At 69.3% G+C, this 26,030-nt stretch carries 23 protein-coding genes and 3 tRNA genes; 16 read left to right on the forward strand and 10 right to left on the reverse strand.

Annotation, left to right across the window (positions count from 1 at the left end; translation table 11 throughout):
• Positions 1 to 27 precede the first annotated feature (27 nt).
• The 5 genes from FM112_RS06485 to FM112_RS17145 form a co-directional block, all read right to left on the reverse strand.
• Entirely contained in the window at positions 28 to 795 is a 768-nt protein-coding gene (locus FM112_RS06485) for an amino acid ABC transporter ATP-binding protein (protein ID WP_087005466.1), read from the reverse strand.
• Entirely contained in the window at positions 795 to 1,703 is a 909-nt protein-coding gene (locus FM112_RS06490) for an amino acid ABC transporter permease (protein WP_087005298.1), read from the reverse strand. The genes FM112_RS06485 and FM112_RS06490 overlap by 1 nt, the downstream gene beginning before the upstream one ends.
• On the reverse strand, positions 1,703 to 2,659 hold the full coding sequence (locus FM112_RS06495) for a transporter substrate-binding domain-containing protein (RefSeq protein WP_140400594.1): 957 nt from the start codon (positions 2,657 to 2,659) through the stop codon (positions 1,703 to 1,705). The genes FM112_RS06490 and FM112_RS06495 overlap by 1 nt, the downstream gene beginning before the upstream one ends.
• Positions 2,660 to 2,854: 195 nt before the next feature.
• A complete protein-coding gene (locus FM112_RS06500) occupies positions 2,855 to 4,345 on the reverse strand; it encodes a cytosine permease (RefSeq protein WP_087005304.1) in 1,491 nt (496 codons plus the stop codon).
• Entirely contained in the window at positions 4,345 to 4,509 is a 165-nt protein-coding gene (locus tag FM112_RS17145; RefSeq protein WP_176386704.1) for a hypothetical protein, read from the reverse strand. Before FM112_RS17145 ends, FM112_RS06500 begins: the two co-directional genes overlap by 1 nt.
• A gap of 130 nt (positions 4,510 to 4,639) precedes the next feature.
• Between FM112_RS17145 and FM112_RS06505 the strand changes: the two genes are divergently transcribed.
• Entirely contained in the window at positions 4,640 to 5,998 is a 1,359-nt protein-coding gene (locus FM112_RS06505) for a flavin monoamine oxidase family protein (RefSeq protein WP_087005307.1), read from the forward strand.
• Between the two features lie 138 nt (positions 5,999 to 6,136).
• Here FM112_RS06505 and FM112_RS17150 read toward each other — a convergent pair whose 3' ends face one another.
• From FM112_RS17150 to FM112_RS06520, 4 genes are all read right to left on the reverse strand, one after another.
• Positions 6,137 to 6,280 carry a hypothetical protein gene (locus tag FM112_RS17150; protein ID WP_176386705.1) on the reverse strand — a complete coding sequence of 48 codons (144 nt, stop codon included), beginning with the start codon at positions 6,278 to 6,280 and terminating at the stop codon, positions 6,137 to 6,139.
• 753 nt (positions 6,281 to 7,033) lie between these two features.
• A tRNA-Phe gene (locus tag FM112_RS06510) sits at positions 7,034 to 7,109 on the reverse strand.
• A gap of 62 nt (positions 7,110 to 7,171) precedes the next feature.
• Positions 7,172 to 7,245: transfer RNA gene (locus FM112_RS06515), tRNA-Asp, on the reverse strand.
• A 66-nt stretch (positions 7,246 to 7,311) separates the two neighbouring features.
• A tRNA-Glu gene (locus FM112_RS06520) sits at positions 7,312 to 7,384 on the reverse strand.
• Between the two features lie 279 nt (positions 7,385 to 7,663).
• Here FM112_RS06520 and FM112_RS06525 point away from each other — a divergent pair.
• Positions 7,664 to 9,040: a M23 family metallopeptidase gene (locus FM112_RS06525; RefSeq protein WP_087005310.1), complete on the forward strand. Its 1,377-nt coding sequence runs from the start codon at positions 7,664 to 7,666 to the stop codon at positions 9,038 to 9,040.
• A gap of 169 nt (positions 9,041 to 9,209) precedes the next feature.
• Here FM112_RS06525 and ppa read toward each other — a convergent pair whose 3' ends face one another.
• Positions 9,210 to 9,743, reverse strand: coding sequence for an inorganic diphosphatase (gene ppa / locus FM112_RS06530; protein ID WP_087005314.1), 534 nt, complete (start codon positions 9,741 to 9,743; stop codon positions 9,210 to 9,212).
• Between the two features lie 113 nt (positions 9,744 to 9,856).
• Here ppa and FM112_RS06535 point away from each other — a divergent pair, with 113 nt between their 5' ends.
• The 14 genes from FM112_RS06535 to FM112_RS06600 all read left to right on the forward strand — a co-directional run bounded on the left by FM112_RS06535 (position 9,857) and on the right by FM112_RS06600 (position 25,985).
• Positions 9,857 to 10,111, forward strand: coding sequence for a hypothetical protein (locus tag FM112_RS06535; RefSeq protein WP_087005317.1), 255 nt, complete (start codon positions 9,857 to 9,859; stop codon positions 10,109 to 10,111).
• 71 nt (positions 10,112 to 10,182) lie between these two features.
• A complete protein-coding gene (gene tilS / locus FM112_RS06540; protein ID WP_176386706.1) occupies positions 10,183 to 11,148 on the forward strand; it encodes a tRNA lysidine(34) synthetase TilS in 966 nt (321 codons plus the stop codon).
• A 5-nt stretch (positions 11,149 to 11,153) separates the two neighbouring features.
• Entirely contained in the window at positions 11,154 to 11,792 is a 639-nt protein-coding gene (hpt, locus tag FM112_RS06545; RefSeq protein ID WP_087005323.1) for a hypoxanthine phosphoribosyltransferase, read from the forward strand.
• A 170-nt stretch (positions 11,793 to 11,962) separates the two neighbouring features.
• Positions 11,963 to 13,936, forward strand: coding sequence for an ATP-dependent zinc metalloprotease FtsH (gene ftsH / locus FM112_RS06550; RefSeq protein ID WP_087005326.1), 1,974 nt, complete (start codon positions 11,963 to 11,965; stop codon positions 13,934 to 13,936).
• A gap of 3 nt (positions 13,937 to 13,939) precedes the next feature.
• On the forward strand, positions 13,940 to 14,719 hold the full coding sequence (gene folE, locus FM112_RS17155; protein WP_087005329.1) for a GTP cyclohydrolase I: 780 nt from the start codon (positions 13,940 to 13,942) through the stop codon (positions 14,717 to 14,719).
• 891 nt (positions 14,720 to 15,610) lie between these two features.
• Positions 15,611 to 17,122, forward strand: coding sequence for an FAD-dependent tricarballylate dehydrogenase TcuA (gene tcuA / locus FM112_RS06560; protein ID WP_087005333.1), 1,512 nt, complete (start codon positions 15,611 to 15,613; stop codon positions 17,120 to 17,122).
• 32 nt (positions 17,123 to 17,154) lie between these two features.
• Positions 17,155 to 17,772, forward strand: coding sequence for a GntR family transcriptional regulator (locus tag FM112_RS06565; RefSeq protein ID WP_254910398.1), 618 nt, complete (start codon positions 17,155 to 17,157; stop codon positions 17,770 to 17,772).
• Positions 17,773 to 18,026: 254 nt separating this feature from the next.
• Positions 18,027 to 19,022: a dihydropteroate synthase gene (folP, locus tag FM112_RS06570; protein ID WP_087005336.1), complete on the forward strand. Its 996-nt coding sequence runs from the start codon at positions 18,027 to 18,029 to the stop codon at positions 19,020 to 19,022.
• Positions 19,019 to 20,065: a 2-amino-4-hydroxy-6-hydroxymethyldihydropteridine diphosphokinase gene (gene folK / locus FM112_RS06575; RefSeq protein WP_087005339.1), complete on the forward strand. Its 1,047-nt coding sequence runs from the start codon at positions 19,019 to 19,021 to the stop codon at positions 20,063 to 20,065. Before folP ends, folK begins: the two co-directional genes overlap by 4 nt.
• Positions 20,062 to 20,601: a DUF3180 family protein gene (locus tag FM112_RS06580; protein WP_087005342.1), complete on the forward strand. Its 540-nt coding sequence runs from the start codon at positions 20,062 to 20,064 to the stop codon at positions 20,599 to 20,601. The genes folK and FM112_RS06580 overlap by 4 nt, the downstream gene beginning before the upstream one ends.
• Positions 20,602 to 20,675: 74 nt before the next feature.
• Positions 20,676 to 22,178, forward strand: a complete 1,503-nt coding sequence (locus FM112_RS06585) for an amino acid permease (protein WP_087005345.1) — start codon at positions 20,676 to 20,678, stop codon at positions 22,176 to 22,178.
• A 418-nt stretch (positions 22,179 to 22,596) separates the two neighbouring features.
• On the forward strand, positions 22,597 to 24,048 hold the full coding sequence (locus FM112_RS06590) for a sugar porter family MFS transporter (protein ID WP_087005348.1): 1,452 nt from the start codon (positions 22,597 to 22,599) through the stop codon (positions 24,046 to 24,048).
• Positions 24,049 to 24,179: 131 nt separating this feature from the next.
• Complete coding sequence (locus FM112_RS06595) at positions 24,180 to 24,773, forward strand: VOC family protein (RefSeq protein ID WP_087005351.1); 594 nt, start codon at positions 24,180 to 24,182, stop codon at positions 24,771 to 24,773.
• Between the two features lie 3 nt (positions 24,774 to 24,776).
• Positions 24,777 to 25,985 (forward strand): Gfo/Idh/MocA family protein, encoded by a 1,209-nt coding sequence (locus tag FM112_RS06600; protein WP_087005355.1) that lies wholly within the window; start codon positions 24,777 to 24,779, stop codon positions 25,983 to 25,985.
• Positions 25,986 to 26,030: the final 45 nt, after the last annotated feature.

Consider the following 26,030-nt stretch of genomic DNA (forward strand, 5'->3'; position numbering starts at 1 on the left):
CCTTTTCGCTGCGTACGGGGAAGGTGGTCAGAGCACTCGCGAGAGGAATGCCCGGGTCCGGTCGTGCTGCGGGTTCTCCGTCAGCTGGGCGTACGTGCCCTCTTCGATCACGCGGCCGTCGTCCATCACCACGATGCGGTCGGCCGCCTCGCGGGCGAATCCCAGCTCGTGGGTGACGATCACCATGGTCATGCCGTCCTTCGCGAGCCCGCGCATGACGTCGAGCACCTCGTGCACCATCTCGGGGTCGAGGGCCGAGGTCGGCTCGTCGAAGAGCATGATCTCGGGCTGCATCGCGAGCGCCCGGGCGATCGCCACGCGCTGCTGCTGGCCGCCCGACAGCTCGCCGGGGAACGCCGTGGAGCGATCCCCGAGGCCCACCCGCTCGAGCAGCGCGCGGGCGCGCTCGGTGGCCTCGCGCTTGGAGAGGCCGAGCACGCCGATCGGAGCCTCGACGATGTTCTCGAGCACCGACATGTGCGGGAACAGGTTGAACTGCTGGAAGACCATGCCGATCTTCAGGCGGCTCCGGGCGATGAGGCGCTCGGGCAGCTCGTAGAGCCGGCTGCCGTTCTGGCGGTAGCCGATGCGGTTCCCCAGCACGGAGATGGCGCCGCCGTCGATCGACTCCAGGTGGTTGATGCAGCGCAGGAGCGTGCTCTTCCCGGAGCCGGACGGCCCGATGACGCACACGACCTCGCCGGCCCGCACGTCGAGGTCGATGCCCTGGAGCACCGTGGTGCCGCCGTACTTCTTCACCACGCCGGTGGCGTGGATGGCGAGTGCGTCACTCATCATGCGGTCCCTTCGTTGCCCACCCGGATGGGGCGCCGCCGGCGCTGGCTGCGATCGCTGCGGTCGTAGTGGCGTTCGATGAAGTGCTGGCCGATCATCAGGATCGTCGTGATGATGAGGTACCAGATGGTGGCGACGAGCAGCAGCGGGATCGTCTCGAACGTGCGGGAGTACACGGCCTGCACGGAGTAGAGCAGGTCGGGGAAGGCGATCACCGAGACGAGCGAGGTGGCCTTCAGCATGGAGATCACCTGGTTGCCGGTCGGCGGCAGGATCGTGCGGATGGCCTGGGGGAGGACGATCCGGCGGAAGATCCGCGCCGGCGTCATGCCCAGCGCCTGGGCGGCCTGCACCTGTCCGGCGGGCACTGAGAGGATGCCGCCGCGGATGATCTCGGCCATGTACGCGCCCTCGTTGACGCCGAGGGCGATGACGCCGACCATGAACGGCGTGATCAGGGCGTTGACGTCGATCGGCGCCATCTGCAGCGGCGTGAACGGGATGCCGAACGCGATGGTCGGGTAGAGCGCCGAGATGTTGAAGAGCAGGATGACCTGCACGAGCAGGGGAGTGCCGCGGAACACCCAGAGGTACGCGGCGCTCACGCCCCGCAGCACCCAGGAGGAGGACTGCCGCATCAGCGCGGCGATGACGCCGAGCACGATCGCGATCAGCATCGAGAGGACCGTGAGCAGCACGGTGTTCCAGAGGCCGGCGAGGACCGACCAGGAGGTGAAGTAGTGGACGATCACGTCCCATTGGAAGCGCTCGTTCGTGGCCATCGAGACGACCATGAGCGCGACCGCGACGAGCACGAGGACGCTGACGATCCGGCGCCCCACATGGCGGCGCGGGACGATTACGAGGTCGGCGCCCTCCTTCTGCGCGGCGCTGCCCTGAGCGCTCATCAACCCTCGCGCTCCGCCTGCGCGGCCTCGAGTAGCGCCGTGTAGTCGGCCTCGTCGTTGTTGATCACTTCCGGCGTGGGCGCGAGGTCGCCGAGGCCGTACTCGTCGAGCATCGCGGGCCACTCGCCCGATTCGAGCAGGTAGAGCATCGCCGCGCGGACGGCCTCCTTGAGGCCGTCGTCCTTGGGCGTGAGGACGCCGTTCAGCTCTACCAGCTCGGTGCCGGTGGTCGACAGGGCGAGCGACTCGTCCTGGCTCGCGGTGTAGCGTGAGGCGCCCATGGAGAGGAAGACCGCGTCCGAGCGGCCGCTCTTGAGCGCGAGGATCATGTCCGGGATGCCCTGGAACGCCTGCACCTCGATAGCGGAGTCTCCGGCTTCCACGCAGGCGTCCGAGGCCTCGTTGACCTGCTCCTCCTGGCTCGAGCCGGTGTCGACGCCGACGGTGAGGCCGCAGGCATCGGAGAGCTCGATCCCCTGATGCTCGCTCTCGGCGAGAACGACCAGCGAGGACGGCTCTCCGAACATGACGTCGACGTAGTCGACGATCTCGCGCCGGTCGGGGGTGTCGGTGGTGATGTTCGTCACGAGGTCGTAGCGGCCGGCCTCCAGGCCGGGGATGAGCTGGGCGAAGTCGACGCCGTTGCCACGAACCTCCAGGCCGAACACCTCGCCGAGCTTGTTCGCGAGGTCCACGGAGAGGCCCCGGTCCTGGCCGTCTTCGCCGATCTCGCCGTACGGGAGCCCCGCGGTGTTCTGATAGCCGACGTCGATGTATCCCTGCTCGATGAGCTCGTCGGGTACGAGCTCCCGGATGCTCTCGATCTCGGGGGTCACGTCGAGGCCGCCTGAGGACTCGGCGGGCGCGCCGCCCGTGGTGGGATCGGCGAAGCACGCCGTGAGCGCCAGGGCGGTGACGGCGAGCGCGCCGGCCGCCATCGTCTTTCGGTTCCTCACGTGGCTGCCTCAATTCCTGAAAAGTGTGAGCGGACCAGAGCAGTGTAGTGGCGGACGGCATTTCGACGACGATGTGTTTCGGTTTGTGTCGCCGGATGTCATCGGCGCCGGGTGATGCCGATGCCGATGGCGCGAGCCGAAAGCCGCGGTGGCCTGACGACCACCGCGGCGTGCGCGCGTCCGCCGTGGAGCCTTCTAGTCGGTCAGGTGCTTCTGCGGGAGGTTGACGAGCCCGGTCGAGGCGGGCACGTCCAGCCGGTATCCGCCCAGCCCCATCCGCTGCGTGAACAGCTTGGTGAGCACGATGTAGACCACGGCGCCGACGATGCAGGAGGGCATCGAGGCCGTGAGGTAGGGGAACCAGGCCGAGGGCTCGTAGGTGATCGGGTGCAGCAGCAGCGTGTAGACCACGGCGCCGGCGGCGAGGGCGATGAAAGCCACGGGGTTGTAGCCGTGCCAGTAGGTGAACGCGGATTCGCCGATGGGCTTGTAGAGCTCCCGCACCCTCACCCGCGCCCGACGCAGCAGGAAGTAGTCGGCGATGCCGATGCCGGTGAGGGGCGCGACGAAGATGGCGCCCCAGGAGAGGAAGCGGTCGTAGTTGTTGTAGAGCGCGTCCGGGAAGAACACGAGGATCGCGGCGGGGCCCAGGATGAATACGCCCATGAGCGGCCACGAGATGCGGCCGAAGAACTTGCCGCCGCCGCTGCGCAGCGCCACCATCGAGCCGTAGCCCTGCGAGAGGATCGCGGTGATGTTGGCGCCGGCGATCACGACGAGGCAGACGATGCCGAACGCGGTGCCGGCGAGGGGGATGAACCAGTCGGTGGGCTCGGTGAGGTTGAGGGCGAGCGCGGCGAAGGCGCCGACCACCGCGGCGAACACCGAGGCGAAGAAGATGCCGATCCAGTTGGGCCAGAACGCGGCCCGCGGGTTGCGGGTGAGCCGGGCGAGGTTGCCCATGTTCGGCCACCAGGCGAATCCGCCGGCGATGCCGAGCTCGATCGCGAGCATGAAGCTCACGTGCGGGTTCTCCTCGGGGTCGAGGGGCGGGATCGCGGTGAGCTCCTCCCAGCTCAGGTTCGTGAAGATCAGCACGGTGAGGACGACGAGCACGATGAGCAGCGCGGGCGCCACGACCTTGCTCACACGTTCCACCGAGATCGGCCCGCGGGTGAGTGCGAGCCAGGACGCGAGCACCGTGATGAGCGCGACGATGCTCACCGCCATGCCGGTCTTGCTGAGCTCGAGGCCGAAGGCGCTGTTGAGGATGTTCACGACGCCGTGGCCGAGCATGATCGAGAGGATTGCGGTCCACGCGGCGGCGAAGATGGTGGACATGCCCACCAGGACGATGCGTGCGCCGTGGGCGCCGAAGATGCTGCGCAGCATCACGAACTGCTCGACCCCGTACTTGGCGGAGGCGAGCACGGGGGAGAGTGCGACGAGCAGCACCGCGACGCCGTAGCCGATCACGACGCTGGTGATGGCCTCGACGGCGCCCACGTAGTAGGCGACCGTGGCGCCCTGGAGGAAGGCCCAGGTGGCGATGGCGAGACCGGCGTTGACCGCGCTGTGGTCCCAGAACCCCCAGATGCGCTCGCGGGGCAGCAGCGGGAGCTCGTTGAGCGTGGCGTCCTCGGGGACCTTCTCGGCCTTGATGCTGTCGGTGCGGATGCTCTCCATCAGGCGAAGCTCCACACCAGGAGCAGCCCGGACACCACGACGAGCCCGCCGACGGCGAGCAGCAGATCGAGCCACGGGAGATCCCGCTGCATCATGCCACCACCGCCCGGAGACTCGAGCCGTTCGAGGCGCTGTTCGAGTTCGTCTTCGTACATGGTGTCCATGAAGCAGTGAGTTTTCCACGATCGTCGTGGTATATCAAATTGATGAATCGGCGATGCAGCATTTCTGAAGTCGGGCCGGCCCCTGGCTATACTTGCGCGCGTGCCTGCCTCAACTCCTTCCTCAGCGCCGATGCCCGAACGAACCGCGGTGGCGGTGGTCGGGGCCGGATACGCCGGCCTCTCCGCGGCCCTGAAGCTCCACGACGCGGGGGAGGAGGTGCTCGTGCTCGAGGCGGCGGACCGCGTGGGCGGCCGCATCTTCACGGGTGCCCTCGCGGACGGCACGCCGGTGGATCACGGCGGGCAGTGGGCCGGGCCCACGCAGCATCGCCTGCTCGGGCTCGCCGAGCGCTTCGGCGTCGAGACCTTCCCCACGTACGCCGACGGGGCCAACGTCGAGCTGTGGCACGACGGCGCCGTCCGCCACTTCACGATCGCCGGGCCCGAGGACGGGCCGGGCATGGACGAGTACATCCGCGCCACGGCGCGCATCGACGCGCTCGCGACCACGGTGGATCTCGAGAACCCGGCCGCGACGCCGAACGCCGAGGACCTCGACAGCGAGACCGCGCACTCCTACTTCGAGCGCACCGTGCCGGACGAGGACGCCCGGCTGCGCCTCGCGCTCGCGGTGCAGGGCGTGTGGACGGTCGAGCCGCGGGACATCTCGATGCTGCATCTGCTCTTCTACGTCGCCTCGGCCGGCAGCTTCGAGCAGCTGATGGAGGTGGAGGACTGCGCGCAGGACAGCCGCTTCGTCGCGGGCGCGCAGGCGCCCGCGCTGCGGATCGCGGAGCTGCTGGGCGAGCGCGTGCGACTGGGCTGCGAGGTGACGCGGATCGAGCAGGACGGCGACGCCGTGACGCTCGAGACCTCGCGGGGCGCCGTCGTCGCCGACCGGGTGGTCTTCGCGCTGCCGCCCAGCGCCGCCGCGAAGGTGCGGTTCTCGCCGCGGCTGCCGGACGCGCGGGTGCGGTGGTGGGCGAAGAGCCCGATGGGGGATGTCGCGAAGATCCACGTGGCGTACCCGACGCCGTTCTGGCGCGAGCGGGGGCTGTCGGGCGAGGTGTCGGCGTACGGCGATCCCGCGGTGGGCGTGGTCTTCGACAACTCGCCGCAGGATGCGTCGACCGGGGTGCTGGTGTGCTTCGTCTACGCCGACCGGCTGCGCCGCTGGGCGGCGCTCGACGGGGCCGCCCGCCGTGCGGAGGTGCTCGACCTGCTGAAGCGCGTGTTCGGCGAGGACGCGGCCGAGCCGGTCGAGTACGTCGAGAAGATATGGAACGAGGATGCGTTCGCGGGCGGCGGCTACGCGGCGAACCCCGTGCCCGGCACGTGGATCGAATACGGCGAGCGCGGCTGGCGGGAGCCGGTCGGCCGCATCCACTGGGCGGGCACCGAGACCGCGAGCGTGTGGAACGGCTACATGGATGGCGCGATCTCCTCGGGCTACCGCGCTGCCGACGAGGTGCTCGCCGCCCGCGGCTAGCGGGTCCGTGGTTGGCCGCATTCGGCGGCGGCATTCGCCTGCCGCATTCGTCGGTGGCATTCGTCGGCAACACGAGGCCGTGTTTTGCGACTGCTGGTGCTGGTGCTGGTGCTGGTGCTGGTGCTGGTGCGGCGATGACTATGCGAGCAGCAGTGTGAAGAGCGCTTGGAGGAGCGCGATCCCCAGCCCGACAGCGCCGACGACCTTGAGCGCACCGCCCCGGTAATAAAAGGTATCGATCACGGCTCGTGATGGATGCCGCGGATCGTAGGAGACCAGCACCGGGGCTTCTCGAGTAGCGGCACTGCCGAAGAGCCCATGGTCGGCGTGCTGCCGCGCGCCGCGCGGTCGACTATGCGGCTGCCGCTGATAGGAGAGGAATGTCCTCAATATCCACGCATGTGAGGCGAAAGCGCTTCACCTCCGTGGATATGAGGGAAACGCAGGTTTCGGAGCCCCGTAACCCTGCACCAGTCTCACATCCGCAGCACCCTCACATCCGGTTTGTCGGGAACGGTATCCCGGGGTGGGTCTTACTCGTTGCTCTCGGATTCGGATTCGGATTCGGACTCGGACTCGGACTCGTCCTCGGTCCTCGGCCCTTGGCCTCGGCCGCTCGGTTCCTCGGCCTCCGGCCGCTCGGTTCCCCGGTCCCCGGGTCTCGGCCCTTGGGTCCTGGGCCTTCGGTCGTGGGTTCCGGGTTCCGGGTTCCGGGCGCGGACCCCAGGCCCGGGGGTTCCGCGTCCCGGGGCACTGATTCCGGACCCAGGGTCCCGGACTTCCGGATTCCGCGTGAGCGTCTGGCGCGAGCGGGCGCGCCTCAGCCTGAGCGTCGCCGACCTGACGGCCGAGTACGCCCAGTGCGCCGTCGGCGCCCCCCAGATGCGTCGAAGTCTGCGGTTATCGCGCCCGCATAACCGCAGACTTCGACGCATCTGTCGCCACACACCAGCAAGCCGGCCGGACGCCGCAAACACGGATGCCGCGGCCCGGAAAACGAGGAACCCCCGCAGCAGCGGGGCTGTGCGGGGGAAGTGGTGGCTCCGACCGGCGTCGATCCGGTGACCTTTCGATTTTCAGTCGAACGCTCTACCAACTGAGCTACAGAGCCAGAGAAGGGATAACTCCTCCGAGATGAAACGCCCTCATCTTTCGACAAGGGCGTCGCACTCGCGACCCTGACGGGACTTGAACCCGCGACCTCCGCCGTGACAGGGCGGCGCGCTAACCAACTGCGCTACAGGGCCATATTCGTTTTTCACAGACATCCAACAGTACCAGCTACTCGGCTCTGGTGCCACTCGGCTCCAACGTGACCCCAACGGGATTCGAACCCGTGTTGCCGGCGTGAAAGGCCAGTGTCCTAGGCCACTAGACGATGGGGCCGAGTTAGGCCGTCGTGCTGACTGCCAAGAGTAGAGCTTAGGAGGAAACCAGAACAGCTTGCAACTCGAGGGGCAAAAAAGTGTGGAAATTTTCTGCCAGTACCCTCCGAACGCCTCCGGTTCCGCGTGGTTCCAACGAACACGCCGTCTGGGAAAGCTGTGAACATCGTTGCACAGTCGCAACACAGTGACTAGCGTTGCCGATGTTATTGAAGTGGCTCGCGTGACGCGTGCACATTGACGGAGCTCATGACCCAGAGCGTCCGGAAGAGAGGATTGGATGACTTCGACCAGCGAGAAGCGGGGTCCCACCAGGCGTTTCGGCTTTCGGGCCGGCGTGGTGGCCTTCGTCACCGCAGCCCTAGTCACCCAGGGGGCCTTCTTCGCCAGCGCGAAGGATCTCGATGAATACGCCACGTGGGACGACGTCGTCGACGCGCAGGGCGATGTGGATGAGCAGAATCGGCTCATCGAGGAGATCAACGGGCAGATCTCGCAGCTGAAGACCCAGGTCGCGGAGGCGGAGCAGGTCGCCGAGCAGAAGGGCGAGGCGTACTCCCAGGCCTCCGAGGCGACCACCGAGCAGACCGGCGTCGTCTACAGCCTGCAGCAGCAGGCGGACGAGGCGGACGAAGCGGCGATCGCGGCCGAGCAGGAAGCCGGCGCGGTCGCCGCTTCCATGTCGAACCGCGTCAACGTCGACCCCACCATCCAGCTGCTCACCGAGCCGGATTCCGCGGACGGCTTCCTCATGGGCATGTCGACCCTCTCGAAGGTCGGCACGCACAACGGCGGCGTGTACGAGAACGCGGTCAGCGCCCGGAACAACGCCGAGCAGCTCGGCGAACAGGCTCAGTCCGCGCTCGACGAGCTCGAAGTGCTCGAGGCCGCGGCCGAGGCCGCCTACAACGAGGCGGTCGCCGCGCAGCAGGACCTGCAGACCAAGCGCGACGAGGCGATCAACCAGGGCGCCGAGCTCGAGGCCATGCTGGTGCCCCTCATGGAGCATCGCGACGTGGTCGAGGCCGATTACCAGGAGGGCGAGCGGCTCCGCGAGCTCGAGCGCCAGCGCATCGAGCGGGAGCGCGCCGAGGCGGCCGCCGCAGCGCAGGCCGCGGCCGAGGCGGCGGCTCGGGAGCAGCAGACCAACTCCGGCGGCGGCGGAGGCGGCGGCGGTGGCGGCTCCGCCCCCAGCACCAACACCGGCGGCGGTGGTGGAGGCGGTGGCGGCGGTTCGACCGCCAGCGGCTGGCACGCCCCGCTGCCCGGAGCCTGGGTGACGAGCCCCTTCGGCATGCGACTCCACCCCGTGTACGGCTACTACCGCATGCACAACGGCATCGACCTCGTCAGCGGGGGCGGATGCTGGGCGCCCATCCACGCCGTGACCTCCGGCACGGTCACCTTCGCCGGCTGGTTCGGCGGCTCAGGTTACATGGTCTCCGTGCAGGCCTCCGACGGCACGACGTTCAACAGCGCGCACATGCCCGAGGGCGGCATGAACGTCTACGTCGGCCAGTCCGTCAGCGCCGGCGACGTGATCGGCTACGTGGGCACGACCGGCGCATCCACCGGCTGCCACCTCCACTTCGAGGTGGTCCAGGGCGGATACGTCGACCCGCGCGCCTACCTCGCCAACCGGGGCATCTACTACTAGGCCGAGGCACGTGCCGCGGCGGGCGGCCGGGGAAGCCCCCGGGCGCCCGGACGAACGGCGCAGGGCCGATCTGGGTGGGGCCGACCTCGGCGGGGACCGACCGAGGCAGGGCCGAGACGAAGAACCGCGGTGACGCCGAAGCGTCACCGCGGTTCTTCGTACGAGACGACTACTCGGCGGGCTGGTAGGCCGCGATCGAGCGCTGGATGATCTCATCCGCCTCCGCCGCGGTGCCCCACGCATCCACCTTGACCCACTTGCCGGGCTCGAGGTCCTTGTAGTGCTCGAAGAAGTGCTTGAGCTGCTCCCGCGTGTTCTCGGGAACGTCCTCGAGCTCCTGGAGGTGCGCGAAGCGCGGGTCCTTGTGCGGCACGCAGAGGATCTTGTCGTCGCCGCCGGCCTCGTCCGACATGCGGAGCACGCCCACGGGGCGCACCTTGAGCCCCACGCCGGGGAAGACGGGGTACTCGAGCAGCACAAGCGCGTCGAGCGGGTCGCCGTCGTCGGCGAGCGTGTGCTCGAAGTAGCCGTAGTCGACGGGGTAGACGAACGGGGTGAACAGCACGCGGTCGAGGTAGACGCGACCGGTCTCGTGGTCGACCTCGTACTTGTTGTGGCTGCCGCGGGGGATCTCGATGACGACGTCGTAGGCGCCCATAGACACTGCTCCTTCAGGGATTCGATCGATTGGATGCGTCGCCATAAGGCTAACGCGCCCGGGGCGGCCCTCCCTGTCTGCGCGGGCGGCGACCGGGCTATCAGCGAGCTGGCGCAGACTGGAGGGGTACGAAGGACGAGCGAACGGGAGGATGGGACATGGCGAAGCGGCGGAAGAAGCGCGGCACGGCGCTCGAGGAGTGGCAGAAGCTGGGCGACGGCACGCAGGCGACCGTCGCGGTGCTCGCCGGCGTGCAGGTCACGCTGTTCGCGATCGCGCAGCTCGAACTGGTGTCGCGGGCGAGGGAACGGGTGCGCGGGCGCAAGTGGACGTGGTTCCTCGGCAACTTCGTGAACTTCCTCGGGCCGATTTCGTTCCTGCTGTTCGGCCGCCGACGTAGCCCGAAGGGTTGAGGCAAGGATAGGCTTGGTCCGTGACTGATCGACCTCGCCTTACGCCGTCGGTCGCAAACATCCGAAGGTCTGTGCGCAACGCGCTTCGTGGGTTTGCGGTCGAGGGAGACCTCGTACTCGTCGCCCTCTCGGGCGGCCCTGACTCGTTGGCGCTCGCCGCCGCTCTGGCCTTCGAGGCGCCGCGTGCCGGATTGCGCGCCGGAGCGGTGATCGTCGACCACCAGCTGCAGCCGGGATCCGCCGAGCAGGCGGAGCGCGCGGCGCGGCAGGCGCGCGACCTCGGGCTCGACCCGGTCGTGATCGAGCGGGTCGGCGTGATCGACGAGGGCGCCGGCCCCGAGGCATCCGCCCGCGCGGCGCGCTACGCCGCGATCGACCGGGTGAAGGAGCGCGAGGGCGCGAGCTGGATCGTGCTCGGCCACACGCTCGACGATCAGGCCGAGACCGTGCTGCTCGGCCTCGCCCGGGGCTCGGGCGGCAAGTCGCTGCACGGCATGGCCGTGGTGAACGGCTACCTCGTGCGCCCGCTGCTCGGGCTCGAGCGCGCCGAGACGCACCAGGCCTGCGAGGATCAGGGGCTCGAGCCCTGGTCCGATCCCATGAACGAGGACGAGTCGTACCGGCGCGTCCGCGTGCGCAAGACCGTCATGCCGATGCTCGAGGCCGAGCTCGGCCCGGGCATCGCGAACGCGCTGGCCCGCACGGCCACGACGCTGCGCGAGGATGCGGAGACGCTCGACGCGCTCGCGCTCGAGTGGGCGCACGAGATCGTCGACACCGACGAGGAGGGGCGCGTCACGCTCGACGTGGGCGGCCTCGTCACGCAGCCCGCGGCGCTGCGCCAGCGCATCTGCCGCATCGTCGCCGAGCAGGGCTTCGGCGTCTCGCTCTCCCGCGCGCACACCATGGCGGTGTCGGCGCTCGCCACGGAGTGGCGCGGCCAGGGGCCGATCGACCTGCCGGGGATCCGCGTGGAGCGAGCCGAGGGCCGCATCCTGTTCGGCGCCCCGGGAACGACCGACAGCGATGAGGAGTAACCCGGATGCGCGCCAGCGACTGCCCCGATGAAATCCGTCAGATCCTGCTGACGCAGGAAGAGATCCACGAGCGCATCGCCGAGCTCTCGCGCGATATCGAGCGCGACTACGAGGGGCGCCTGCCGCTGCTCGTCGGCGTGCTCAAGGGCGCGGTCATGGTCGTGAGCGACCTGGCCCGCGAGCTGCGGATAGACGTCGAGATGGACTGGATGGCCGTCTCGTCCTACGGCTCGGGCACCGAGTCGAGCGGCGTGGTGCGCATCATGAAGGACCTCGACACCGACCTCTCGGGCCGCGACGTGCTCATCGTCGAGGACATCATCGACTCGGGGCTCACCCTGACCTGGCTCGCGCAGAACCTCGCGTCGCGCGGCGCCGCATCCATCGAGATCTGCACGCTGCTGCGCAAGCCCTCGCGGCTCAAGACCGACCTCGCGGTGAAGTACATCGGCTTCGACGTGCCGAACGAGTTCGTGGTCGGCTACGGCCTCGACTACGACGAGCGCTTCCGCAACCTCCGCGACGTGGTCGTGCTCAAGCCCGAGGTGTTCGGCGCCACCGCGGCCGACGTGAGCGACGTCATCGAGCCCGCGCGCAAGGTCTTCAAGCCCGGGCTGCCGCAGGCGGGATTCAGCGCCGGATAGCGGTCTCGGGCCGCGCGGGGCACGCCCTGAGCGTACAAGCGCCGTTTTTCAGGCGCTCACCGTTCTCGGGGCCGCCGCCCCCGGTAAGCTTTGCCCATCCGGTCGGGGCCGCGAGCCCGGGCCACTGCGTGCCGCCGACTGAAAGGTAGCGAGCCAGCTCGCCCTCATCCATGAAGACGTTCAAGAAGATCCTCAAGAGCCCCATCCTGATCGTGCTGCTCGCGCTCATCGCGATCGGCGTGGGCTTCAGCTTTTTCACCTCGCAGGGCACCAGCGAGGTGACCACGCAGGAGGGGCTCGAGCTGCTCGAGAAGGAGCAGGTCAAGGAAGTCACCATCAACGGCGGCGACAACCGCGTCAACGTCGTGTTCGCCGAGCCCACCGAGGAGCACGGCGAGCAGATCGTCTTCTACTTCGTCGACGCGCGCGCGGATGCGGTGATCGACGCCGTCTCGAAGGCCGACCCCTCGGAGGGCTTCGACGACGAGATGCCTGGCCCGAACTGGGTCTCCACGGCGCTCTCGCTCCTGCTGCCGCTCGTGCTCATCGGCTTCTTCGTGTGGCTCATGTTCTCGAGCATGCAGGGCGGCGGCGCCGGCGGCGCGATGAAGTTCGCCAAGTCCAAGGCCAAGATGGTCTCGAAGGAGGACCCGCAGGTCACCTTCGAGGACGTGGCCGGCGCGAACGAGGCGCTCGAGGAGCTCGCCGAGATCAAGGAGTTCCTCAAGGAGCCCGCGAAGTTCCAGGCCGTGGGGGCGCGCATCCCCAAGGGCGTGCTGCTGTACGGCCCTCCGGGCACTGGTAAGACGCTGCTCGCGCGGGCCGTGGCGGGCGAGGCGGCCGTGCCCTTCTACTCCATCTCCGGCTCGGACTTCGTCGAGATGTTCGTCGGCGTCGGCGCGAGCCGCGTCCGCGACCTCTTCGAGCAGGCCAAGCAGAACAGCCCGGCGATCATCTTCATCGACGAGATCGACGCGGTCGGCCGCCAGCGCGGCGTCGGCATGGGCGGCGGCAACGACGAGCGCGAGCAGACGCTCAACCAGCTGCTCGTGGAGATGGACGGCTTCGACGCCACGACGAACATCATCCTCATCGCCGCCACCAACCGGCCCGACGTGCTCGACCCGGCGCTGCTGCGCCCGGGTCGCTTCGACCGGCAGATCGGTGTGGACGCGCCCGACATGGAGGGACGCGCCGCGATCCTCAAGGTGCACGCGCAGGGCAAGCCGCTCGCCGACGACGTCGACCTCGGCATCGTCGCGCGCAAGACCCCCGGCTTCACGGGCGCGGACCTCGCGAACGTGCTCAACGAGGCGGCGCTGCTCACGGCCCGCATGAATGCGCAGATCATCGACGCCCGTGCGATCGACGAGGCCATCGACCGCGTGATCGCCGGCCCCCAGCGCCGCAGCCGGGTGATGAACGATCAGGAGAAGCTGATCACCGCTTATCACGAGGGCGGGCACGCGGTGGCGGCCGCCGCGCTGCGGCACACCGACCCGGTGACGAAGATCACGATCCTGCCGCGCGGCCGCGCGCTGGGCTACACGATGGTCGTGCCGCTGGAGGAGAAGTACTCGGTCACCCGCAACGAGCTGCTCGACCAGCTCACCTACGCGATGGGCGGGCGCATCGCCGAGGAGATCGTGTTCCACGACCCGACCACCGGCGCCTCCAACGACATCGAGAAGGCGACGAAGACGGCGCGCAAGATGGTCACCGAGTACGGCATGTCCAACACCGTCGGCGCGCTCAAGCTCGGCGACAACGAGGGGGACTCGCCCTACTCGCAGTCCACAGGCTCGCCGTACTCGGACTCGACCGCGCACGTGATCGACCGCGAGGTGCACGCGCTGCTCGAGAACGCGCTGCAGGAGGCCTGGTACGTCATCAACCGCAACCGAGGGGTGCTGGACCGGCTGGCCGCCGAGTTGCTCGAGTACGAGACCCTCGGGCACGAGCGGCTCGAGGAGATCTTCGCCGACATCGAGAAGCTGCCCGAGCGCCCGCAGTGGCTCTCGAGCTCCGAGCGGCCCGTGAGCGATCTGCCGCCGGTCGAGCTGAAGCCCCACCTGCCGGTGGACGAGCTGGGCCAGGGCGGCGGTCACCGCGGCGGCGCCGCGAACTCGCAGCGTCCGGAGTAGCCGATGGCGGTCGATCGAACCCGCGCCGCGGCCGCCATCCGCGAGTTCCTCGCGGCCTGCGGCCTGGCCGAGGACGATCCGCGCCTGACGCGCACCCCTGCGCGCGTGGCCGCGGCCGCCGAGGAGCTGTTCGCGGGGGAGGGCGCCGACCCGGTGCCGGCCCTGCGCGAGGGGCGGATCTCCGTGGACGCCTCGGCGGATGCCGCTGCCGGCGCGGCTGCCGGGGGCGGTGGCTTGTCGGACGGCGCCGCCTCGGCGAGCGCCGCTCCGGATGGCGTCGCGGAGGGCGATGTCGCGGCAGGGGACCCTGGTGAGGGGGACAGGGGCGGCGCTGAGGACGGCGCCGCTTCGCCGGCCGATGCCGGCGTTCCCGTCTCGGCGGAAGATTCGGCCGGCAACCTCGTGCTGGTGCGGAACGTGCGCTTCCGGTCGATGTGCGAGCACCACCTCCTGCCCTTCGACGGCTGGGTGCATCTCGCGTACCTGCCGGGCGACTCGATCATCGGCTTCGGCCGGCTCTACGACCTCGTCGAGACGGTGTCGAGCCGGCTGTCGCTGCAGGAGCGCCTCGGCGAGGACCTCGTCGAGGCGATCATGGAGGGGCTGGACGCGCTCGGCGCGCTGGCCGTGGTCGAGGCGCGTCAGGGGTGCGTGGCCGATCGCGGGCCGCGCCAGGCCGACTCCGATTCGGTGACCCTCGCGGCGCGGGGCTCCCTGCTCGACCCGCAGGCGCGCGCCGACGCGCTGCGGCTCATCTCCCTCGGAGGCCAGGACCGCGAGTAGCGTCCGCTGCTCCGCTGCTCCGCTGCTCCGCTGCTCCGCTGCTCCGCTGCTCCGCTGCTACGGCGAGCGCGCCGCTGCGGGCGCCCCGCCGCGCCTGGCCGCGCCCGGAACCGCGCGCCCTGGCGGTTATACGTCGCCGTCGAGCCTTCAGATCCTGGGCTGTCGGGTGCTCGACAGCCGCTACTGCCGCTGTCGGCGGTCATCGCCGCCCTTGATCTGCACTAGGAGGGCTATTTCGGAGCCATCCCCGTCATATGGAGGGGATGGCGTCGTCAGTGCCCTCCTAGTGCAGATTCACGTCGCCGCCCCGTGACGGGCGGGGTGTAGGAAGCAGCCCTGGGGGAGAGCGGCTTCGGGGCAGAAAAGCTTCGCAGAACAGCTTCACGGAGCAGCGCACCCGCGGGGGCAGCGCACTCCCCGGGAGCAGAGCGGCTTCGGGGAGCGGGGCACCCCTTGGGCAGAGCAGCTTCGAGGAGCTGGGCAGCTCCGGAGGTAGAGCCGCTTCGAAAACCCCGACAGTCCTGGGCACGGAGCAGCTCCGAAAGCAGCACCCCGGGAGCAGGACAAAATCCGGAAAGCGTCCGCGGCCGTCGCAGCCCGCCTCGGCATTGCGCACTGGAATACATCTGTATACAGTTGCATTCCGAAGGGGTGATGCGCCTCGTCTGGAGGGGGTGATGCGTCTAGGCAAGCGGATTTCCGCGACGACGCCGCTCACGCCGAGCGCTTTGCGGAGTCGTGAACGCTCGCCGAAGGGCGGCCGCAACAGGCCCCTCGAGAGCGGCGGGCCAGGACCGCCCGCCCCTCCGCAGTGAACCCCACCCGACCATCGCGCCGACCGATCCGACGCGGACGACGACAACCCCGGACTCTACCGGGACGAGGAGAACCATGACTGCACGAGCACACGACCGATTCGACGTCATCGTGGTCGGAGGTGGGAACGCGGGTTTCTCGGCGGCCCACGCCGCCGCGGAGCGGGGCCGGCGGGTCCTGCTGCTGGAGCGCGGCGAGGAGGACATGGCCGGCGGCAACAGCTTCTACACGGCCGGCGCCACGCGCATCAACCACGAAGGCCTCGAGAACCTCCAGGAGTTCGTCGAGCCCGACGACCGCCACGCCGCGACCGAGGTGCCGCCCTACAGCAAGGAGGAGTATCTCGCCGACCTGAAGAAGGTCACCGAGGGACGCACCGACCTCGCCATGGCCGAGGTGCTCGTCGACGAGGCGCAGGACGCCGTGCGCTGGCTGCACGGCCTCGGCCTGCGGTACCGGCTCATGTACGAGCGGCAGGCGTACGAACGGCCCGATGGCTCCTACCTGTTCTGGGGCGGGCTACACGTCGGCAACGTCGGCGGAGGCGAGGGGCTCATCGAGGATCACACCCGCGTGGCCGGGGAGCTCGGCACCGAGATCCGCTACGGGGCGCGGGCTACCGACCTGCTCGTCGAGGAGGGCGCCGTGGTCGGCATCCGCTACGAGGACGGCTCGGGGCAGGAGCACGAGGTGCGCGCCGGCCGCGTCATTCTCGCCGCGGGCGGCTTCGAGTCCAGCGCCGTGATGCGGCGCGAGCACCTCGGCGACGGCTGGGAGCACGCCAAGGTGCGCGGCACGCCGTACAACGTCGGCGACATGCTCAAGGCGGCGCTGGCGATCGGCGCCGCACGCGGCGGCGACTGGCAGACCTGCCACAGCGTGCAGTGGGACGCGAAGTTCCCCGAGAACGAGAGCAACCGCGAGTTCACCAACCGCCTGACCCGCCAGAGCTACCCGCTCGGCATCATCGTGAACCGCGAGGGCCGCCGATTCCTCGACGAGGGCGCCGACTTCCGCAACTACACCTACGCGAAGTACGGCAAGGAGATCCTGCGGCAGCCGGGCTCGATCGCATACCAGGTGTTCGATGCGACGCTCCGTCCCAAGCTCCGCGAGGAGGAGTACGACATGCCCGGCATCGGCGTGATCACGGGCGAGACGCTCGAGGAGCTCGCCGCGCGCATGGATGTGGACGCCGAGGCGTTCCTGGGCACCGTCGCGGAGTTCAACGCGGGCATCGCGAAGGAAGCCGAGTTCGACCCCACCGTGCTCGACGGCCGCGAATCCGACGTCGTGCCGCCCAAGAGCAACTGGGCCTGGGCGATCGAGAAGGGGCCGTTCTACGCGTACCCGGTGACGTGCGGCATCACGTTCACGTTCGGCGGGCTCAAGGGCGACCTCGACGGGCGCGTGCTCGACGAGCGCGGCGAGCCCATCCCCGGACTGTTCGTGTGCGGCGAGATGCTCGGCGGCCTGTTCAGCAACAACTATCCGGGCGGCTCCGGCCTCGCCGCGGGGATGGTCTTCGGCCGCCGCGCGGGCGCGGCCGCCGCCGATTCGCCGGAACCGGGGCAGGATGGTGCATAGATAGGCAGACCGTGAGGGAAGGGAGCGGGCCAGTGGGCGTGTACGACGAGATCCGTGCCGCGATCATCGATGGCAGGTTCCCTTCCCACCAGGTTCTGAGCGAGAGCTTCCTCGCGAACGAGTTCGGCACGAGCCGCACCCCCGTGCGCGAGGCGCTGTACCGGCTCGAGCACGAGCAGCTCATCGAGCGCGCCTCGCGAGGGGTCCGGGTGCGCGATTCGTCGCCCGAGGAGATCCTCGACATCTACGAGGTGCGGATCACCCTCGAGGGGGCTGCGGCGAGGGCGGCCGCGCATCGCGCCACCGCGCTCGACCTGGCCCGACTGCGGTCGGCGCAGGAATCGATGCGGGATGCCGACGCCGGGGCCTCCGAGCGGTTCAACTCGAATCGCCGGTTCCACGAGGCGATCTGGGAGGCGAGTCACAATCCCACGCTGATCGACATGCTGCAGCGCCTCGACCTGCACCTCATCCGGTACCCCACCACGACGCTCACATACCGCGATCGGTGGGAGGAAGCGCTGCAGGAGCACGAGGAGCTGCTCGAGGCGATCGAGCGCCGGGATGCGGAGCGGGCGAGGGAGATCGCCGAGCAGCACATGACGGGCGCCCGCGAGGCACGGTTGCAGATGTACGCCGACGCCGAATAGCGGGCCCGGTGCCGGTGGCGCGGAGGCCCGCCTGCCGAGGGCGGCTTTCGTCCGCTCTCGCATGGTCCTCCCCGCTGCGCTCTGCTTTGCCGTGCCCCGCTGCGCCGAGCGCTCGCGGTTTCGATCTGCACTAGGAAGGCAGTTTCGGGCTCATCCCTGCGATTTCGAGGGGATGGTGCTGCCAGTGCCCTCCTAGTGCAGAAATCCCTCCGCGCGGCGGGACGACGGCGCCGCCGTGATGGGACAATGGGCGCATGACCTCACCCGTGCCGCTCCCGACGCCGCGCCCCGAGCTGATGGCCGTGCTCAACGTCACACCGGACTCGTTCTCGGACGGCGGCCTCGTAGAGGCGGCGAGCGCCGCGGACCGCACCGAGAAGGCCGTCGCCAAGGCGCTCCGGCTCGTCGACGAGGGCGCCACGATCATCGACGTCGGTGGCGAATCGACGCGTCCCGGAGCCCGGCGCGTCCCGCAGCAGGAGGAGTCCGCGCGGGTGGTGCCCGTGGTGGCGCGTCTCCTCGAGGCGGGCATCCGGGTGTCGGTCGACACGATGTACGCCGAGACCGCGGCCGCCTGCCTGGACCTGGGCGACGTGTTCATCAACGACGTCTCGGGCGGCCTGGCCGATCCGGCGATGCTCGCGACCGTCGCCGGACGCGGCGGCCGCTTCATCCTGAGCCATTGGCGCGGCCACTCGGTGGTCATGAACGAGCTGGCCGTCTACGAGGACACTGCGCAGGAGGTGCACGCCGAGCTCGTGCAGATGCGCGACCGCGCGCTCGCGGCGGGCATCGCCGCCGAGCGCATCGTGCTCGACCCGGGGCTCGGCTTCGCGAAGGACCGCGACGACAACTGGGCGATCCTCAACCGCTTGGACGACTTCCTGGCGCTCGGGCATCCGCTGCTCATCGGCGTGAGCCGCAAGCGCTTCATCGGCGCGCTGCTCGAGGAGGGCGCGCCCGTCACCGACCGGGATCTGCCGACGGCGGTGATCTCCGCGCTGTGCGCCGTGAGGGGCGTGTGGGGCGTGCGGGTGCACGACGCCCGGGCGACGCGGATCGCGATGGATGTGGTGACGGCGTGGTCGGCGGGCGCTGACCACGGGGCGGAGGCCCGCCGTGCGACGCCGTCGGAACCGGCGGCGGAGGACGGCGACGCGCTGATGCTGCCGGAGAGCGGGCCGACGATCGTCGGCACCGTCGGGGGCGCCGCCCCGGCGGATGACTCGGCTATCGGGAGGGACCAGTGAGCGAGATTCCGGAAGCGCACGGCGAGGCGCCGACGACCGGTGCGGCGCAGCCCACGGCGGGGGATGCGGGAAGCGGCGCGGCGCATCCGGCCGAGCAGGCGATCCGGCTGATGCCCACGAGGCCGGGGCCGGCCGCGCATCCGGCGCTGCCCGCGCCGGAGCTGGACCGCATCGGGATCTCGCGGCTGCACGTGCACGGCCGCCACGGCGTCTTCGCGCACGAGCGCGCGTCGGGCCAGGACTTCTACATCGACGCCGAGGTGTGGATCGACACCCGCGCGGCCGCGCAGACCGACCACATCGAGGACACGCTGCACTACGGGCACCTCATGCGGGCGCTGTACGAGGTGGCGATGCTCGAGCCGGTGGATCTGCTCGAGACGCTCGCGGAGCGGCTCGCGGCGGTGACGTTCGCGTTCGCGGGGCCGCAGGCGGTGCGCATCACGGTGCACAAGCCGCAGGCGCCGGTGAAGCTGCGGTTCGAGGACGTGACGGTGTCGGTGCTGCGCTATCGGCCAGAGGGGGCGGAGCCGGAGATGCCGCGGCGCCCGCACGCCCGCGCGGTGATCGCGCTCGGCGCGAACCTGGGGGCGCGGGAGACGGCGATCCGCGAGGCGATGGACGAGGTGGAGCGGCTCGATGGCGTGTGGTCGCGTCGGCGCTCGAGCCTCTACGAGACGCCGGCGCTCACGACGCACGGCATCGACGAGTCGGTGCCCTCGTATCTCAACGCGGTCATGACGGTGCACACGGATCTCGAGCCGCACGCGCTGCTCGATCGGCTGCAGGCGATCGAGGACGCGCACGGCCGGGTGCGGCAGGAGCGGTGGGGGAGCCGCACGCTCGATCTCGACCTGATCGAGCACGGCGGGCTGCAGCTCGCGGACGAGCGGCTCGAGCTGCCGCATCCGCGAACCTTCGAGCGCGCGTTCGTGCTGGCGCCGTGGGCCGAGATCGAGCCGGAGGCGGCGCTCACGGGGCGGGGGCCCATCCGCGAGCTGCTCGCGCAGACCACCGACGAGATCAGGAAGTATCGGCCGTGACCCGCACCAACCCGTGGCTGCTCGTGCTGTTCGCCCTCGCGGGCGGCGCGGTGACGTGGGCGATCGAGACGTGGCTGACGGCGGCGGGGGCGCGGCTGTTCGTCCCGGCCCCGCCGTTCGGGATCACGCTGCTCGTGATGGCGGTGGTGGTGCTGGTGGTGGCGTGGCCCGTGCGCCGCTACACGCAGGCGCTGCGGCGGGCACTGGATGCGCGCGCCGAGCCGGGCGGGGAGGATGCGGCGAAGAGCGAGGCGGCGGCCCGGGAGGCGGCGCGGCTGCGGGTGGATCCGTTCTGGGCCACATTCGCGGTGGCGCTCGCGAAGGCGGGCAGCATGGCGGGCAGCCTGTTCGCGGGATGCGGCGCCGCGGTGATCGCCTGGCTGGCGACCCGCACCGTGGTGGGCGGAGGCGTGGCGGAGCCGGTGTTCGCGGCCGTGGCCTCGGCGGCGCTGGTGGTCGCGGGGCTCGTGGCGGAGTCGTGGTGCGCGCTGCCGCCGGACGACGGCGCCGAGGAGGGCGCCGCGGAGCCGGTGTAGCGGGGCGCGGCGTGCTGCCGGCCCGGGGCCCCGGAGGTGTGGGAGCGCCCCGGCAGGAGTAGTGTCGTCTCGTTATGACAGAACCGTCCGTCCAGCAGTCGACCGCGTCCACGATCCCGCCGAAGCTCGAGCGCTCGCTCAGCAGCCGCCACATCCAGCTGATCGCCATCGGCGGCGCCATCGGCACGGGCCTCTTCATGGGGTCCGGCAAGACGATCTCGGTGGCGGGTCCGTCCGTGCTGCTCGTGTACCTCATCATCGGCGGGATGCTCTACTTCGTGATGCGCGCGATGGGCGAGCTCCTGCTCTCGCGCAAGTCGTACCGCAACTTCGCGGATGTGGCGGGCGACCTGATCGGGCCGTGGGCGGCGTTCTTCACGGGATGGACGTACTGGTTCTGCTGGGTGGTGACGGCGGTGGCGGATGTGATCGTCATCGCGTCCGTGTACGTGGTGCACCTCGCGCCGGCGATGCCGTCCTGGGCGATCCCGGTGATCGCGCTCTCGGTGATCGTCATCCTCATCGGCCTGAACCTGCCCACCGTGCGGGCGTTCGGCGAGACCGAGTTCTGGTTCGCGATGGTGAAGATCGTCGCGATCCTCGCGCTCATCGTCGTCGGCGTCGTGCTGATCCTCCTCGGCTACGAGAGCGAGCACGGCACCGCGAGCTTCGCGCACCTCTGGACGGAGGGCGGGTTCTTCGCGACCGGGTTCGTGGGGTTCGTGGCGGCGTTCCAGATCGCGACGTTCGCGTTCGTGGGCATCGAGCTGGTGGGCACCACGGCCGCCGAGACGAAGGACCCGGAGCGCAACCTGCCCAAGGCGGTGAACTCCATCCCGATCCGCATCCTGCTCTTCTACATCGGCTCGCTGGTGGTGCTGATGTCGGTGATGCCGTGGACGGCCTACGACGCCGACAACTCGCCGTTTATCCAGGTGTTCGACGCGGCGGGGCTGCCCGCGGCCGCGGCGATCGTCAACCTCGTGGTGCTCACCTCGGCGATGTCATCGGCGAACTCGGGCATCTACTCGACCTCGCGCATGGTGTACGGGCTCGCGACCACCAAGGATGCGCCGGCGATGTTCAAGCGCCTCTCGAAGCGGCGGGTGCCGCAGAACGCGCTCTTCCTCACCGGTGTGATGCTGCTGTCCTCGGTGGCGCTGCTCGTCTTCGGGCTGGGGGAGTCCACCGGGTTCTCGGTGGTGACCACGGTGTCCTCGCTGTGCTTCATGTTCGTGTGGAGCATGATCCTGATCAGCTACATGGTCTACCGGCGCAGGCGGCCGCAGGATCACGCCGCGAGCACGTTCCGGATGCCGCTGGGGCGGGTCATGCCCTGGGTGGTGCTGGCGTTCTTCGCGTTCCTGCTGTGGGCGTTCACGGGTGCACCGGACACGCTGGCGGGCCTGATGGCGACGCCGGTGTGGTTCGTGATCCTCGGCATCGGCTACCTCGTGCTGCGGCGGAGCCCCGCGCACGTGCAGGCCCGCAAGCTGCACCGCACCTACGCGGCGCGCGAGCTCGCGCGCGCGGAGCAGTGGCGGCGGGGTGGGATGACGGAGGATGCGCGGGGATAGCCGTCGCGTCGGCGGTCGTTGCGGAGAGACGCGAGGTTGTGGGTTCCGGCGGGAATGACGGATCCCGTAGAGCCCTCGCCGACTTCACAGATCGGCCTCATTTCAAAGCAATACTTGACAGTATTGTCCCATTGTTGAACGGATGTGTTCCAACGATTTGGATATGGACTATCCGCAGTGACAGCGTCGTTCGTGAGGAGCACGAATCTGCCGAGGTGTCGACGGTGCTCTCCGCATCCCGCGCCGGGACTCGACCCGGAGTGGTGAGGTGCGCAGCGCCTCCGCCCCGGGTATTCGGAGTGCCCGGAAGCGACGGATCGATCACGAGCGCGTTCTGCTGCGGATCGCACGGCGCGGCCGATCGCGACGTGTTGCACGGTAACTCGGGCGAAGACCGCCCGCGGACGAAGGGGTCCCGTTGTCAGCAACTCAGATTCACGGACAGCACGAAACCGCATTGCCGCCGTTGAGGAAAGGCGCCTACAGCAAGCGGCTCACCACGGTCACCATGGTCGCCACGTTGGGAGGCCTGCTCTTCGGCTATGACACCGGCGTGATCAACGGCGCGCTGCTGCCGATGACCGCCGAACTCGGACTGACGGCGTTCACGGAGGGCGTGGTCACGAGCTCTCTGATCTTCGCCGCAGCCGTTGGCGCCATCCTCGGCGGCAGGATCTCGGATGCATGGGGGCGGCGCAAGACCATCATCATGCTCGCGGTGCTCTTCTTCATCGGCGCACTCGTCTGCGTTTTCGCGCCGGGATTCGGCGCGATGGTGCTCGGCCGCATCCTGCTCGGCTTCGGGGTGGGCGGCGCCTCCACCGTCGTCCCCGTGTTCCTCGCAGAACTCGCCCCGTTCGAGATTCGAGGTTCGCTCTCCGGGCGCAACGAGGTGATGATCGCGGTGGGCATCCTGGCCGCTTTCGTGGTCAACGTCATCATCGCCAACGTCTTCGGCCACCTCGACGGCGTGTGGCGCATCATGCTCGCCGTCTGCGCCGTTCCGGCTGCCGGGCTCTTCTTCGGCATGCTGAGGATGCCGGAATCCCCGCGATGGCTCATCGCCAAAGGCCGGTACGACGATGCGCTCGCCGTGCTCAAGACGATCCGACCCGAGGAGCGGGCGGTAGCGGAGCTCGCCGATATCCGTGCCACCGCCGAGGCCGAGCAGCGCAAGGAGAAACTGGACTGGAAGGCTCTCTTCCGCAACAAGTGGGTGCTCCGCATCGTGCTCGTAGGCATCGGACTCGGCGTCTTCCAGCAGTTCACCGGCATCAACTCGATCATGTACTACGGCCAGGTCGTGCTCATCGAGTCCGGTTTCGAGGAATCGGCCGCACTGATCGCGAATATCGTTCCCGGCATCATCGGCGTCGTCGGAGGCTTCATCGCGCTCTGGATGATGGAGAAGATCAACCGGCGTACCACACTGCTGATCGGCTACTCGCTGACCACCGCATGCCACTTCCTCATCGGCATCGCATCGAACGTCTTCCCGGTCGGCGACCCGGCTCGCCCGTTCGTGATCCTCATCCTCGTGGTCGCCTTCGTGGGGTCGATGCAGACCTTTCTCAACGTCGCCACCTGGGTACTGCTCAGCGAGATCTTCCCGATGCGCATCCGCGCGTTCGGGATGGGCGCCGCAGTGTTCATGCTCTGGCTCGCGAACGCGTTCCTGAGCCTGTACTTTCCCACGCTCGTCGCCGCCATCGGTATCTCGGGAACCTTCTTCGGATTCGCGGCGGTCGGCGTGCTGGCGGTGGTCTTCGTGTACTTCGCCGTGCCGGAGAGCCGAGGACGCAGCCTGGAGGAGGTGGAGGAAGGCGTCACCACCGGCGCCATCTATGTGACCAGGGGCAAGAGGAAGTAGCCGCCCGAAGACGCTGTCCGGCGCCGACGGGGAAGCCGTGGACATATTTGTCAAACGCTTGTCCGATTTTGCCCCAAGGCATTGACTGTTCACTATCACCTAGACAAAGAAGTCAGCGGAAGGACGAAAACGTGACCAATACGACCACCAATTCCGGCATCCCGACTGCACGGAGCGTGGATCACCTGGGACTGACGGTGCCCGATCTCGAGCAAGCGGTCGAGTTCTTCACCGCCTACCTGGGCTGCGAGGTGATCTGGCGCTACGGGCCCTATGGCGATGACGGCGACATGATGCGGCGACAGCTGAACGTGCATCCCGAGGCGACGGCGCGAATCGCCTTCCTGCGCATGGGGCCGACGTTCAACCTCGAGCTCTTCGAGTACTCGGCCCCGGATCAGGTGAAGCAGGTGCCGAGGAACAGCGACTACGGGGGCAATCACCTGGGCATCTACGTGGACGACATCGAGGCGGCCGTGGACTATCTGCGTCAGGTGCCCGGCGTGATCCTGCAGGAGGGGCCGAACCTGAACGGCGGCGATGATGATCCCGCCGGGCTGAGCTTCTGCTACTTCCTCACTCCGTGGGGTGCGCAGCTGGAGCTCGTATCCGCGCCGAACGGCATGGCGTACGAGCGGCGCACCGATAGGCGCACCGCGCCGCCGGCCGAGTTCTGGCACTGCGGAGGCGCGACCGTGACGCGCCGCGACGACGAGGGGAACTGACCGATGAGCAACACTCCGAAGATCGGCGACACGGACCTGGCGGAGCTGCTGGCACGGGCCGGACGCCGTATCCGCGTCGGCATCGTGGGCGGCGGCACCGATTCGGTGATCGGCGGCATCCACATGCTCACGCATCGGGTCGACGGGCTCGCCGAGCTCGTGGCAGGGGCGATGAGCATCGACGAGGCGGTGGCGCTCTCCTCGGCCGAGGCGCAGCTCATCAGCCCCGAGCGTCGCTACACCGACTGGCGCCGGATGCTCGAGGCCGAGCGGATACGTGAGGACGGCATCGACGCGGTGATCATCGCGACGCCTCCGCAGGTGCATGCTGAACCCGCCATCGCCTTCCTCGAGGCGGGCATCCACGTGTTCTGCGAGAAGCCCCTCGCCTCGAACGTGGAGGAGGCGGAGCGGCTCCGCGAGGCGGCGGACGCCTCCTCGGCGCTGCTCGCGCTCAACCACTGCTATAGCGGATATCCGATGGTGCGCGAGGCCAAGGCGCTCATCGAGCAGGGCAAGCTCGGCGCGATCACCCTCGTGGAGGGCGAGTACGGCGTCGGCGTCGGCGCGCTCCTGCGGGAGCCCGAGGGCGATGCCCCGAAGCACTGGCACTTCCGCCCGGGGCCGATGGGCAAGGCCGTGGTGCTGGGCGAGATCGGCAGCCATCTCCACCATCTGGCGGAGTTCGTGGTGGGCGACCGGGTCCGCGACGTGCGGGCCGAACTCCAGACCATCGCTCCGCGCAGGGAGGTGTTCGACAACGCCTATCTCAGCATCGGGTTCGAAGGCGGCGCGGTCGGGCGGCTCTGGTCGAGCTACGTCGCGGCGGGGCAGGAGCACGGGCTGCGGCTGCGGGTCTACGGCAGCGAGGCCTCGCTGGCCTGGAGCCAGGAGACACCGGAGGAGCTGCGCATCCTGTACCCCGACAACGGCGCGCAGATCATTACGCGCGGTTCGGCGAACGTCACCGCGGCCGCGCGAGATGCGACGCGCATCCCGCCCGGGCATCCCGAGGGGTACGTGCTGGCGTTCGCGAACCTGTACCGCGAGTTCTTCGCCGCGCTGCTCGCCCGGCTCACGGGCGATTCGGCGGCGGCCCGGGTGGACGGCTGGCTGCCGACCGCGGAGGACGGGGTGCAGACGCTCCGGCTCATCCGCGCCGCCGAGCAGTCGAACGGCGAGGACACCCGTGTGGCGCTGTCCTCGGTGTGATGGAGGAGCGATGACTCGAACGCATCAGCCGACGTCCCGATATGA

The organism is Gulosibacter sp. 10 (assembly GCF_900163695.1).
Lineage (GTDB): Bacteria > Actinomycetota > Actinomycetes > Actinomycetales > Microbacteriaceae > Gulosibacter.